Source organism: Blautia sp. AM23-13AC, from assembly GCF_003435675.1.
Lineage (GTDB): Bacteria > Bacillota > Clostridia > Lachnospirales > Lachnospiraceae > Fusicatenibacter > Fusicatenibacter saccharivorans.
In genome coordinates, this window is sequence record NZ_QTUL01000006.1 from 185,287 (window position 1) to 198,953 (window position 13,667).

The 13,667-nt window shown below is 43.8% G+C and carries 12 protein-coding genes; 1 reads left to right on the forward strand and 11 read right to left on the reverse strand.

Annotation, left to right across the window (positions count from 1 at the left end; genetic code table 11):
• The 8 genes from DW642_RS09210 to DW642_RS09245 all read right to left on the reverse strand — a co-directional run bounded on the left by DW642_RS09210 (position 1) and on the right by DW642_RS09245 (position 8,963).
• Positions 1-900 (reverse strand): aldolase/citrate lyase family protein, encoded by a 900-nt coding sequence (locus tag DW642_RS09210; protein WP_055226574.1) that lies wholly within the window; start codon positions 898-900, stop codon positions 1-3.
• Positions 897-1,196: a citrate lyase acyl carrier protein gene (citD, locus tag DW642_RS09215; protein ID WP_055226572.1), complete on the reverse strand. Its 300-nt coding sequence runs from the start codon at positions 1,194-1,196 to the stop codon at positions 897-899. Before citD ends, DW642_RS09210 begins: the two co-directional genes overlap by 4 nt.
• Before the next feature lie 82 nt (positions 1,197-1,278).
• Positions 1,279-2,094, reverse strand: a complete 816-nt coding sequence (locus tag DW642_RS09220; protein ID WP_117509984.1) for an alpha/beta hydrolase — start codon at positions 2,092-2,094, stop codon at positions 1,279-1,281.
• 16 nt (positions 2,095-2,110) lie between these two features.
• Positions 2,111-3,007: a carbohydrate ABC transporter permease gene (locus DW642_RS09225; protein WP_055226569.1), complete on the reverse strand. Its 897-nt coding sequence runs from the start codon at positions 3,005-3,007 to the stop codon at positions 2,111-2,113.
• A gap of 10 nt (positions 3,008-3,017) precedes the next feature.
• Positions 3,018-3,941, reverse strand: coding sequence for an ABC transporter permease (locus tag DW642_RS09230; RefSeq protein ID WP_117509985.1), 924 nt, complete (start codon positions 3,939-3,941; stop codon positions 3,018-3,020).
• A gap of 74 nt (positions 3,942-4,015) precedes the next feature.
• Entirely contained in the window at positions 4,016-5,560 is a 1,545-nt protein-coding gene (locus tag DW642_RS09235; protein ID WP_117509986.1) for an ABC transporter substrate-binding protein, read from the reverse strand.
• A 107-nt stretch (positions 5,561-5,667) separates the two neighbouring features.
• Positions 5,668-7,251, reverse strand: a complete 1,584-nt coding sequence (locus DW642_RS09240; protein ID WP_117509987.1) for a response regulator transcription factor — start codon at positions 7,249-7,251, stop codon at positions 5,668-5,670.
• A complete protein-coding gene (locus DW642_RS09245; RefSeq protein ID WP_117509988.1) occupies positions 7,248-8,963 on the reverse strand; it encodes a sensor histidine kinase in 1,716 nt (571 codons plus the stop codon). Before DW642_RS09245 ends, DW642_RS09240 begins: the two co-directional genes overlap by 4 nt.
• 234 nt (positions 8,964-9,197) lie before the next feature.
• On the opposite strand from DW642_RS09245, the gene DW642_RS09250 reads away from it, so the two are divergent.
• On the forward strand, positions 9,198-9,671 hold the full coding sequence (locus DW642_RS09250; protein ID WP_117509989.1) for a hypothetical protein: 474 nt from the start codon (positions 9,198-9,200) through the stop codon (positions 9,669-9,671).
• 188 nt (positions 9,672-9,859) lie between these two features.
• On the opposite strand, the gene DW642_RS09255 is transcribed toward DW642_RS09250, so the two are convergent.
• From DW642_RS09255 to DW642_RS09265, 3 genes are all read right to left on the reverse strand, one after another.
• Positions 9,860-11,770 carry an NAD(+) synthase gene (locus tag DW642_RS09255; protein ID WP_117509990.1) on the reverse strand — a complete coding sequence of 637 codons (1,911 nt, stop codon included), beginning with the start codon at positions 11,768-11,770 and terminating at the stop codon, positions 9,860-9,862.
• 89 nt (positions 11,771-11,859) lie between these two features.
• Positions 11,860-12,735 (reverse strand): Hsp33 family molecular chaperone HslO, encoded by an 876-nt coding sequence (gene hslO / locus DW642_RS09260; RefSeq protein WP_117509991.1) that lies wholly within the window; start codon positions 12,733-12,735, stop codon positions 11,860-11,862.
• 9 nt (positions 12,736-12,744) lie between these two features.
• Complete coding sequence (locus DW642_RS09265; protein WP_117509992.1) at positions 12,745-13,512, reverse strand: class I SAM-dependent DNA methyltransferase; 768 nt, start codon at positions 13,510-13,512, stop codon at positions 12,745-12,747.
• Positions 13,513-13,667: the final 155 nt, after the last annotated feature.

The following is a 13,667-nucleotide window of genomic DNA, read 5'->3' on the forward strand; positions in this document are numbered from 1 at the left end:
TTACAGTTCCCCCTCGTACACACCGGAAGCCTTGGCCAGTTCGATTATTCGCTTTGCACCATCATAAAATGCAATATCAATCATCTTTCCGTCCACAGTAAATACACCGATTCCCTGTGCCTTTTTGCTATCAATCTCACGGACTACTTTTTCCGCAAAAATAATCTCTTTTTCTTTCGGTGTAAAAATTTCATGTACAATATGAATCTGTCTTGGATTGATAATTGATTTCCCGTCAAATCCCATCAGGTGAATCGTATTGACATCTTCTCGAAAACCATCTTCGTTCTCCAGATCTGTATAAACGGTATCAAAACATTGCACACCTGCTGCCCGCGCAGCAATGACAAGCTGCTGTCTTGCTCCCATCAGTTCTATTCCGGTTCCCGTAATGTGGGTATGCAGATCTTTCGTGTAATCTCCACCGGACAGTGCGATACCAAACAGCCTTTTCGAAGCCTCGCAAATTTCTAATGCCTTCACCACACCTCTTGCCGATTCTATCGCTGCCATAATTAAGGTACTGTTCTCCGGTCTGCCAAATTCATTCTCCGCCTTTAAAATTTGCTGCTCCACTATTTTTACATCCTGCGCTGTCTCTGTCTTAGGAATACGGATGCCATCACATCCACCGGCTACTGCGCAGCGGATATCTTCCTTCCAGAAAGGCGTGTCCAGACCATTAATACGTACAATCCGTTCTGCTCCATGATAATCAATCGTGCGCAGTGCATGAAACAGGGAAAATCTGGCTGCATCCTTCTGATTTTCTGCCACTGCATCTTCCAGGTCCAACATCAGAGAATCTGCCCCATAAATATACGGATCCTTAATCAGTCCCGGCTTCTGTGCATTTAAAAACATCATGGTACGGCGTAATCGCTTTTTTGCGTCTCTCATCTGATTGCACCTCCCCATGGCAGCTGCTCCGACTGTCCGGCGGAACGGTATACCGCAGCTTCCACCCTCGCACGGATGGTGCAGTCCAGAGCTCCTTTATCTACAATCTTAATTTTTACGTTCTGAACTCCCAGACTTTTCAGAGTATCCAGAACCACATGACGGATCTGATTTCCATACTGATGAATCACTGTGCTTTCCAGTACCAGATCTATGTTTCCATCTCCATCTTCTACCGTAACCATACAATCGCTGGATTCCAGTGTTCCGGCTACGGCTGCTTTTTCTATCTCCATTTTCCTCTTCTCCCTGTATTTCCCGTGGGGCTGTCGCACTAAAAAAATCTGGCGAGACAACCCCCTTTATACTCTGCAGATTTTACTCTTCTACTGATTTTCCCGCAAAGTTCATCCAGTCCAGAATCTTCTGAATATACTCATCAAAGAAAATATCATCATGCCTTCCCGGTCCCTCTTCAAACAGCAGCGGAACGCCCAGCTGATCCGCAAACTCCTTCAGATCGACCGAATCCTGGTGACGTCTGTCCTCTGTACCGCAGCAGGTATACAATCTCGGAATATCTCTTCCTTCTTCTTTCCGGTTTTTCAACAGTGTAAAAACATCATGAACCTCCGGTGTAATCGCAGGCGGATCACCATATAACGCTTCACAAAGGGTGGATACCGTGTTAACCTTTCCCTGATAACGATATTCGGCATGGTAAGATCCCGCAACGCCTCCGATTGCCGCAAATTTTTCCGGACAGGTAAGTCCCCATTTATAGGCACCGTAACCTCCCATCGACATTCCTGCAATAAAACGGTTTTCCCGCTTTGTTGCTGCCGGGAAATTTCTCTCCACAAAATCTGTCAGTTCTTCTGTCAGATAAGAAAAATAATCCAGTCCGTATTTCATGTCCGTATAGGCGCTGTTATATACGCTTGGCATAACCACCATGATCTGATGCTCATCTGCATAACGCTCAATTTTGGAGGTCCGCAGATACGTAAGGTGGTCACCTGTAAATCCATGCAGCAGATACAGGGTCTGATATTTTTTGTTTTTTCCGAAAGTCTCTCCCTTTTTTCCCTGCTCCACATCTTCCATCCGCTCCTTTTCCGGAAGCAGAATCGAAACATCTACCTGCATCCGCAGGATACAGGAATGAAAATTACAATGTACATATGCTGCCATCTGTTTCTCCTTTCTGTCAGCCTTTTACAGCGCCGACAACCACACCTTTGATAAAATATTTCTGAAGCATCGGATAAATAATAATGATTGGTAAAATTCCGACAAATGCCAGTGCCATTCGGATGGAGTTGCCCGGAAGCGAAACTGCCTGTCCTTCCGCTGCCAGCTCTGATGCTCCGCTTCGCAGATATTCAATGTTTTTCATGATACGCATCAGCAGATTCTGAATACCAAAATATTTTGGATCCTGTACGTAATATAAAGCATTGGTCCAGCTGTTCCAGTAGGAAAGACCTGTAAACAGTCCAATGGTGGCAACTACCGGCTTCGACAACGGAAATACAATTTTGGTGAAAATTCCAATTTCTGACGCTCCGTCCAGCTGCGCAGCTTCGTATAATGCTTCCGGCAGACTGTTGCTGTAATAGTTTCTTACCAGGAAAATATTGAATGCTGTCATCAGAAGATTCGGAAAAATCAGTGCTGCATACGTATCTTTAATGTGAAAAAATGTTGTCCACATAATATACTGTGGCACCAGTCCTCCATTAAACAGCATGGTAAAATACACAAAAAAGGATAATGCATTTCTATATTTGAATGTTTTTCGTGCCATCGGATATGCGATCGAAGTTGTCAGTAGCACGCTTAATCCGGTTCCGACAACGGTTGTTCCAATCGTAACAAGATACGATCTTACAATTGTTGCTGCCTGTTTTACCATGTAGGTATATGCTTCCAGGCTGAGTTTCTTCGGCAAAATCTGATATCCGTTTGTAATCAGTTCATTTTCATCGGTAAAGGACGCAACCACCAGAAGAATCATCGGAAACAACGCCACAATACTGATTACCACTAAAATAACTGTTGCTATTGCAATAAATCGTTTTTCATCGCTGACTGTCTTTTTCATATCCTGCCTCCTAGAACAATGCGTTTTCCGGATCTTTTTTCCGCACAATAAAGTTTGCAATCATTACCAGTGCAAAACCAACTAATGACTGATATACACCTGCTGCCGAAGACATTCCTACATTACCCTGTTCCATCAAACCGCGATATACATACGTATCTATCGTCTGTGTCGTAGAAAACAGGGTTCCCGCATTCATCGGTACCTGATAGAACAAACCAAAGTCCGAATAGAATACACGGCCGATTGCCATTAATGTCATAATAATAATGGTTGGTCTCAGAAGCGGAAGTGTAATGGCAGTAATCTGTTTCAGTTTAGAGGCACCGTCAATCTTTGCTGCTTCATAAATTTCCTTATCAATGCCTGCAATGCCTGCCATATAAACAATCGCATTATATCCGGCATTCTTCCAAAGATATACAATAACCAGGATAAACGGCCATGCTGTTTTTGCGGTATACCAGTCTACGCCCTTTTTCCCCAGCGCATCTAAGATGGTATTGTTCACAAAACCGGTTGTACTTCCCAATAACGCGTATACCAGATACGCCGTTACAACCCAGGACAGTAAGTGCGGAAACAACAGCACGGACTGGAAAAACTTTCCGCGTAACAGTTCTCCCAGCTCATGCAGCAGGATTGCAAAAATTACAGAAACTACGGTTCCGATCACGATAAAAGCCAGATTATATAACAATGTGTTTCTCGTAATAACCCATGCATCATCTGTCAGAAACAAAAATTTAAAGTTATCCAGTCCACACCATGGACTGCCCCAGATTCCTTTTGCATAGCTGAACTTTTTAAACGCAATAAAGGTTCCCACAATCGGGATATAGTTATTAATAATCAGATATGTAATACCCGGCAGTGCAATGAAAAACAATGCTAATGTATTTTTGCTGGCATATTTCTTCTTACTCTTCGGCATATAATTCGAGCTCCCTTTTTATAAATAAGGCTGCGGTGATATTCCGCAGCCCTTTCCCTTTTTTAAAGTCTTTCCTATTTACTACTCATCCATGCATCCAACTGCTCCTGCTTTCCTTGAATCAGGTCATCCATGCCGGCTGCTTTCAGTCGTTTTGTCATCTCGGCAAGTGTTGTATCTACATCTGCTGCACCAACCCACAGAGACTTTTTATATTCTTCTACAATGTTCAGGCATGCGGTATATTCTGCTTCTTTATCACTGTAGTCGTAAAGGAAACCATAATAGTTTGAATGATCTCCATCATAATTCTGCTGCTTGTTTGTCTCTTTTTCTTCTCCATACAGACCGCCTGCAACCGGATAGGTCAGCCATTTATTTCCCCAGAAATAGTAGTTCATATTATCGGTATAGGCTACACTGTTCAGATCCGTATATCCATCCGGTGCTACTGCGCAACCATTTTCATCCAATTTATAATCCACTCCTTCTTCTCCATAGACCAGAAGGTTGTCTACATATGCATCCGTGTACAGCAGGTTCATAAATTTGCAGGCTGCCGAAGGATCTTTACAGCTGGAATTTACCATCCATGCTCCGCCGTTTCCAGACCAGATCATAGAATCACTGATCTGTACATTTTCAAAAGGATGACCATAGTTGTTTGTATACTGCTGCGCAATCTTGGGATTACCCAGCCCACAGAATGTGCCAAAGCAGTTGCCGGACATCAGTAATTCTGCGGTAGTTGCTGTTGTGGTAGCTGCATCACTTGCATAATAACCAGCTTCAAACCAGCTTCTGGTCAGTTCGCACAGTTCTTTAAAGTTTGTCGTTTCATATATATCCACTACAGTTGCATTATCCTGATAAGCCACACCGGAAACGGATGAAGCGATATTGTCTCCTAATGGATCAATTTTATCAATCTTGCCCAGATAGCTTTCAAATAACGCATTCGCTCTGTTTGGATCAATGATTGTCATATCCGGATAAGCTTCTTTTACCTTTGCAAACACTGCTGTCAAGTCTTCCGGTTTGGTAACCTGACTCATATCGATTCCAAGTTCCTCGGTAATATCTTCACGATAGGTAAATCCACCCGGTACATAGTTAGAACCCATATTCAGAATTCCATATGTTTTTCCCTCTACCGTTGTCGGCGCCAGAAAACCATCGTAAAGAGTTTCTGTTGTCTCTTTCAGATCATTGTCCAGATACTCTGTAATATCCAGCGCTGTTCCATCCTGGATATATTTCAGATGAGATGTATTATATGCCTGAAATAAATCCAGCTGTTCTCCGGATGCCAGCATCAGATTCACCTGATTCATATAATCAGAATTGGAAAACAGTACCAGTTTGACCTTCGTATTGATCTTATCTACTGTATAATCGTTGATCAGGTTCTGAATTCTTTCCAGTTCTGATGACTCCGGGATATTGTTCTGCGTCATGTACGCAAATACAACCTCTGCCGGTTCTTCGCTGTCGCTGCTTTCCTGTTTGCCGCTCTCCTGCTTTCCGGCTGCATCACCGCTCTGTGCTCCACCACATCCGCTCAGCAGAGATCCTACTGTCAAAGTAGCCATCAAAATCGCCAAAATCTTTTTCTTCATTTGTTTCTCCTTTCTTCTTTCCGGTTCCTTTTGATAGACTTATCATAACGCAAAAAAAACGAAAGTTCTTACACAAAAAAGTACAAAAACTTTCGTTTTTAAGATATCTATTCTCTTTTCCGAAACTCTGCCGGTGAAAGTCCCGTATATTTTTTAAATACAGATGAGAAGTACGGAAGCGTATCAAATCCGACTTCCAATGCAATATCAATCACCTTTGTATTGGTGTTTTCCAACAAATGCTTCGCTTTTTCCACACGCAGGGAATTAATATAATCATTCAACGACGTTCCGATATCCTTCCGGAACATTTTTCCAATGTACTCCGGCGAAAAGTGGAACCTCTCTGAAAGCGTATTCCTGTTGATGTCTTCCGTATAGTGTTCTCTGATATAATCAATTACCTGATCTGTGATCCGTTTTTCTGTTTTTTCCTTCTGTTCTTTCTGTGTCAGGTCAAATACCTTATTCATCAGCCAGGTCATCCACTGCACCATAGAAAACTCAGATTTAACAGCATTCATATCCAGTTTCAGATAGATCGGATCATGAATCACGCTGTTCATATTTTCATTTTTATCATGGAGATATTTGCTTACAAGCTGTGTCAGTTCCACTTGAAAGTTGCGAAATCCTTCTACGGAATGCATCGTTTGTTTTACATGCTGCAGCATTTTTTGTAAATATTCCAGTGTGCTTACCCTGGACCCCTTTTTCAGACACTGCAGGATATAATCTTCGTCCAGAATATGTCCGGACGCCTCCTTTTCTCGAAGCAATACCATAAATTCCTTTATTTCCCCTTCGTCATAAATATGCGTTTTGTCATATTCCATTATTTTTTCTTTTTCCAGACCCACTTCATAAAAAGGAACACTCGGGGAAATGTATCCGATCTGCAATGTCTCCGGAAAATATTTTTCAAATATGTTTCTGACCTGCTCTGCTCTCTCTTTCGTCTCCTTTTCCGAAAATTCCGACAGAATTCCAAGATAGGTTCCCTTATTTTCTTCCCAGCAGATCACATTTTCCATTTTGATTTTTTCTGTGAATGCTTCTGCCAGAATGTTTTCCATTGCAAATTTATAAATGGATTCCTGTCCCTTTTCTTTACCCAAGTCCAGTTTTCCACTGGCAAAATGAAGAATCACAACGCAATATTTTTCCTGAATCTCTTCCTCTATCCCCTGCTGCTTTATTTCCTCCTCAAGTCCCTGTTTCTGCACACCGGGTTCCAGCAATACTCTTGTCCAGAAATATCGCACCATCTTTCTTATTCCGCTCTCCCAATATTCCCGGATTTCCTCCGTTTTTTGTTTCCAGACTATTTTTTCTGTCACACGAAGCAATGTCTGATTGATTTTATTCATGTCAATCGGCTTCAGCAGATAGTTTGCCGCACCATTCTGTACAGCTCCATAGGCATATTCAAATTTTTCATGGCTGGTCAGAAAGATAACCTCTGTCTGGATTTTCTGTTCTCGTACCCATTTCAGAAAATGAATTCCATTCTCCTTTGGCATTTCAATATCACATAAAATCAGTTCCACTTTATTTTTTTGCAAAATATCTCTGGCCATAGAAGTATTGTAGGCCACATAGATCTGGTCAATAGAAAGTAACTCGCGATCCAGCTGTTCTTCCAATACCTGCGTTGTCACAATTTCATCATCTACAATCAGCAAATTCATCTCTCTTCGTCTTTCTCCTCATCTGTACATTTCAGTGTTTTCGGAATCCATATGGTTATTTTAGTTCCTTCCGGTTCCAGATTCTCAAAATACAGAAGATGATCCTGCTGGTACATCATCTTCAGAACCTCTTTTACATTTTTTATTCCAATTCCACTTCCATCTTCTTTTTCTGTTATTTCCATATCTTTATTCACAAAGTCCAGTATTTCCTGCGAAAATTGACCCTGCGATATATATAGTTCCAGTTTTAAGTAAACTTCCTTCCCCGAAAAGCTCAACAATGCCTGAATCAGAACCGTAGTGAACGAATCAATACTGATCACGTGCTTAAATATATTTTCCAAAAATGTATGCAGGATCATCTGCGGCACCGGATACTGCTGCGTTTCTTCCGGTATATCCATATAGACATAAAAGCAATCCCGGTACATAAGTCGCTGCATTTCCAGATATCCACTGGCATTCTTTATTTCATCCTGCAGCGGAACGGTATGCAGACCGGTTCGAAACATATAGCGGATATTCTGTGAAAATGCCTGAATAAAGGTATGGACATTCTCTTCCTCGTGCTGATAAACCATGCTGTTGATTGTTGATAAAGCATTCAGGAAATAGTGTGGTTTTAATTGCATATGGATATACTTCAGCTGTACATCCTTCATTCGAAGTTCCTGTTCGTACTTTTCTACCCTCATTTCAAGAATCGTCTGTACCATATCATTATATGCCTGTTTTACTTCTTCCATTTCGTAGCTGTTCGTATTATATTCCGCTCTTGCCCTGAAATCCCCACTGTGAATTTTTCTGGAAACCCAGGACAGGTCTGCAATCGGCTGAAAAATTTCTTTTTGCATATACCAGACAATTGTTCCAAAGAAAAGTAAAGACAGTACTAAAAATCCAAAAATAACGATACCGGATGTAGAATATGCGGCATACTCGGAGGATTTTACGCTGTAATACATCTGATATGCATCTTCCAGAACAGATCCCCGATAGATACTGATGGATGGATCCTGTTTCTGCAGATTCTCTATCGCTTCTCCATATGTCCAATCCTCTCCTGAACCGCACAGAATTTTCCCTTTTTTGTCTGTAAGATAGAACGTTGCCTCTTTGATGGACATATCATTATAGTTTAACAAAGAGTCCAGTCTTTTTTCTGATATCAATACAGCGATCGTATTTGCACCATAATTATAATATTTTACCAGATACACCTGCTCCCCCATGACAGTAGAAGTCCAGCCGGATGTAGGAGTTTTATCAAACGTATTACGCTTTTGAAGATACTTTTTGATATCTTTTATTGTATCATATGTTATATTTCCATTTCTCTGAATCAAAATACTGTTGTCTTTGCAATTAACAATCGCATAGGCATCCGCTTCTTTGGTATCTTTACATCTTTCCTTAAGAATCTGCAGCATTTGATGCTGCGCTTTCACTTTCTCCAGATTATTTTCTCCATTCAGCTGTGTCAAAAGCAGCCGACATCCCAGTAAAAGATCCAGGTTATCGTCAAGTCGCTCCAATACACTTTCCATCGTATTATGATAAATTTGCAGTGTATTTTCCACCAGGTTTTTCTCGTTTTTTTTAGCAATATCAACAATAAATGATTTGTACAGAAACAGTAATATAATCTGCAGAAGCAAAAAAGTAGTTAAAAAAACACTCATAGTACTTCTGATTTTTCTTTTTTTCATCTTTCCCCTCTTCTTTTCCCAACTCTTCTCTGAAATCTGTTATCGTGACCGATTACATTATATACTAATTCTCGGGCAGAAGAAAGACTGTCCAAAGATTATATTCGGAATTTGCATGTTACGAAACTTTCTTTCATAAACGATTTCTCTTTTACATACATTATAATAAAAACGCCCGTCCGTTTGCCCCTCGTCCGCTCACAGACGGTTTTTCAAAAAGGAGTGTGCCCGCCCATGAGTTCCAAAACGAAAATCATTGTACTACATATGAAAGAAGTGGTTTACACCACTGTTTTTCTCGCTCTCGCGATCCTTCTGCTCGTGGTTTTTCTGATTATGTTCGGTTCCGGAAAAAAGGAGTCTGCGAAGAAACCTGCGGCCTCATCCACCGGTTCTGCCGAGAGTGCACGCTACATTCCCGGCATCTATACCTCCACAATTTCTCTCGGTGACCAGACCTTCGATATACAGGTCGATGTCGAGCAGGACCGCATTACCGCAATCTCAATGAATAACCTAAGCGAGACCACGGCCGCTATGTACCCGCTTATGGAGCCTGCACTCGATTCCATTGCAAGTCAGATCTACGTAAACCAGACAACCGAAGGCCTCATTTACGGCGAGGATAACCGCTACACCTCCGAACTGCTTGTCATGGCAGTCGACCAGGCTCTCGATCAGGCCCGCAATCCTTCTGCAACCAAATAAAGTTAAAAATGGCTCCTGAGTGTTCTCACTCCGAAGCCATTTTTCTGTTGTTTTTCTATTGCTTTTCTGTTGTCTTATCTGTCAATCCTTGATTCTGTGAACCAGACACACTCTAATGCTTATCGTCCGAACAGTTTACCGCGTCAATCGCAAGCACCAGAAGAAGCGCCGGAATCTCATGCGATGGATTACAGCCGGTCAAGCTGTTCTCTCCAGAGTTTCACGCTTGCATCACTTGGCATGCGCAGATCGCCTCGCGGGGAAACCGCAACGCTTCCGACCTTCGGTCCGTCCGGCAGGCAGGAACGCTTAAACTGCTGTGCAAAAAATCTCCAGTAGAAGGTTTTCAACCACTTCAGGATTGTTGTATCATCGTAAACACCGGCAAACGCAAGTTTCGCCACACGGTAAATTTTCAGCGGCTCGTACGTCACACGCAGCATATAGTACAAAAAGAAATCGTGGAGTTCGTACGGTCCGACAAGATCCTCTGTCTTCTGGGAAATGACACCGTCTTTCGGCGGAAGCAGCTCCGGGCTGACCGGCGTATCAAGCACATCCAGGAGAATATCAGAAAGTGCTTTCTCTCCGCAGGTATCCGCATAATACTGCACCAGATGGCGCACCAGTGTCTTTGGCACAGATGCATTGACTGCATACATTGACATATGATCGCCATTGTACGTTGCCCAGCCAAGTGCCAGCTCGGAAAGATCACCCGTTCCGATAACCATACCGCCGGACTGGTTGGCAAGATCCATCAGAATCTGCGTTCTCTCACGCGCCTGTCCGTTTTCATACGTCACATCGTGTTTCTCCGGATTCTGTCCGATATCACGGAAATGAAGATTGACAGCCTCCTTGATATCGATCTCTTTTAAGGTTGCGCCAAGGCATCTCGTCAGCTCACATGCATTCTGATACGTACGGTCTGTCGTTCCAAAACACGGCATCGTTACAGACAGGATCTGCTTTCTCGGAATCCCGAGCAGATCAAATGCTCTTGCCGTTACAAGCAATGCCAGCGTCGAGTCAAGTCCACCGGAAATACCGATAACTGCGCTCTGGCAATGGGTATGCGCCAGACGTTTTTTCAGTCCCATAGCCTGAATATTTAAAATTTCGTCGCATCGCTGATCGCGGTTATGCTTATCCGACGGTACGAATGGCCGTGGATCGAAGTAACGGGTCAGCTTTGTCTCTTCTATTGACAAGGAGAATCGAACGACATGATACCCATCGGTTCTCTGCTCCGGATACGTGGTCATCCTTCTGCGCTCACTTGTGAGACGATCCACATCGAGATCTGCACAAATGATCTGATTCTCAAATCGTTTTGCCTCGGCAAGAATGGTTCCGTTTTCAGCAATCAGATGCTGTCCGCCAAAGACAAGATCTGTCGTCGACTCGCCCTCACCTGCTGTCGCATAAATATAGCCGCAGATCAGACGCGCCGACTGTGCGCTCACAAGGCTTCTCCGGTAACTGTCTTTTCCAACCATTTCATCACTGGCAGAAAGGTTTACGACCACTGTCGCACCGGCCAGCGCATGCGCCACACTCGGCGGATTTGGGGTCCAGAGATCCTCACAGAGCTCTGCCGCAACCTTAAGACGCGGCATTTTTTCACACTGGAAGAGCAGATTCATGCCAAACGGAACCTCTTTTCCAAAAAATTCCGTTGTTGTCACCGCTTCTTTTCCCGGCGTAAAATGACGCAGCTCATAAAATTCATTATAGTTCGGCAGATACTTTTTCGGTACAACACCGAGAAGCTCTCCGTGACAAAGCACAGCGGCTACATTGAACAGCTTTCCACCCTGTTCCCACGGCAGTCCGACAAAAATCAGCGCATCGGTCTCTTTCGTGCCATCGGCAATTTCTTTTAATCCTTCTTTCGCCGCATCAATCATCTGACTCTGCCAGAATAAGTCACTACAGGTGTAGCCGGTGAGAGCCAGCTCCGGGAGTACCATCACTTTCGCGCCCGCAGCCTCCATCTTATGAATGGTTTCCAGAATGACTCTCGTATTTTCTCTGACATCTGCTACCACTACCGCACAGGAAGCGGCGGCAACTTTTACGAATCCCTGTTTCATCTCTTTCTTCCTCCACTATCTGGTTCCTTTTTACGGATTTTCTGCGAACAGAAACTCTCACAGTCTCTGTTTCGCCTGAAACAGTACTGTTATTTGCTCTTACGCAATAATTCCTTCAGATCCTCTGTGGAAAATTCATAAGCGCTGTTGCAGAAATGGCATTTCAGCTCCACCGGTTTTCCTTCCTGAATCATCTCGTTCAGTTCCTTTCTTCCAACCGCGATCAGTGCTTTCGATACCCGCTCCCGGCTGCAGTTGCAGTAGAACTGGGTTGGCACGGTATCGTTGATTACAAGATCCATATCTCCAAGCAGCTTTTCAAGAATCTGCTCTGGCGTCAGCCCTTCATCAAGAAACGCGGTGACAGAATTAACTTCTGCCAGACGCTGTTCCAGCTTTTCAATCACTTTCTCATCGCAGAACGGCATCAGCTGAATGATAAAGCCGCCGGCCTGACGGACGGTATTGTCTTTGTTCATCAGCACACCGAGTCCGACGCTGGACGGAACCTGCTCACTCGTTGCAAAATAGTAGGTCAGATCCTCTGCGATCTCACTCGTCTGCAGAACGCACTGTCCGACGTACGGCTCTTTCAGTCCCAGGTCTTTGATGACATCCATGAATCCGACGCCGACAGCACCTGCCACGTCAAGTTTTCCTTTTTTGTTGGCCGGAATCACGACGTCCGGGTTTCCGACGTAACCTTTTACATTTCCTTTGGAATCTGCTGTTACGGTAATGCCGTTCAGCGGTCCGCCGGCATGGATGCGCAGGGTCAGAAGGTCTTTATCTCCCTTCATCATAACGCCCATCATTGCACCTGCCGTCAGAAGGCGGCCCAGCGCTGCGGTTGCAACCGGGCTCGTGTTGTGATCCTGGCGTGCTGTCTCTACGGTTTCTCTTGTTGTCGCTGCAAACGCACGAATCTGTCCGTCTGCCGCTGTTGCTCTTACAATATAATCCATGTTTCTCTCCTATTTCTCACTTTTTCCTTTTTCTCTTGCTACGACATAAATACGTTCGCTCTCCGGTCTCGGCGCATCCTTTGTGAATGCATCGTAGGCCGTTACAAACTCCATGCCTGCCTCTTCCAATAAGCGGCAGATCGTCGCAAGATCGTACGCTCTCTGATAATGTACCTCCTCAAATTTACGGTACAGATCGGAATCTTCTCCCTCCGGGATGAAAATGGCGAGCTCATATTCGTTGATTTCTTCCTCCGGGTCATAGTAATTGTCCCAGATGAAGCTTGCCTCTTCGCGGTTTTCCGCAATCGTAGTCTCACCCATCTGTTCATATTTATACTTTGTATTCAGATCAAAAATAAACATGCCCTTCGGATCCAGATAATTGTTGACGAGTGAGAATACTTCCCGCAGATCATCTTCCTCCAGAATATAGTTGATAGAATCGCAGATGCTCACAACCGCCTTCACGGTTCCGTAGAGCTCAAATTCCCGCATATCCTGAAGCAGATATAAAATGTTTAAGCCGGACTCGGCGCGTTTTTCACTGGCAATCTCGAGCATATCCTCAGAATTGTCCACGCCGATCATATCGTAGCCCTCTTTGGCGAGCAGCTCGGTCATGTTTCCCGTTCCGCAGCCAAGATCGAGCACCAGTCCGTCTTCCACCTGATATTCTTTTAAAAGCTGAATCAGATATTTGCTCCAGGCAGGATAGTCCACGTTGTCCATGAACATGTCATATACCTGGGCAAAACTGGTATAACTTTCATTCATCTTTCTTTTCTCCTTCATCGTTTACAGTAGCTACGCCTTATTGTATCACATCACACAGGGCAACTCAATATACGAAAAGACCTGCAGGATCCCTGCAGGTCTCATTCACTCCCCGAGTTGGGCTCGAACCAACAACCCTTCGGTTAACAGCCGAA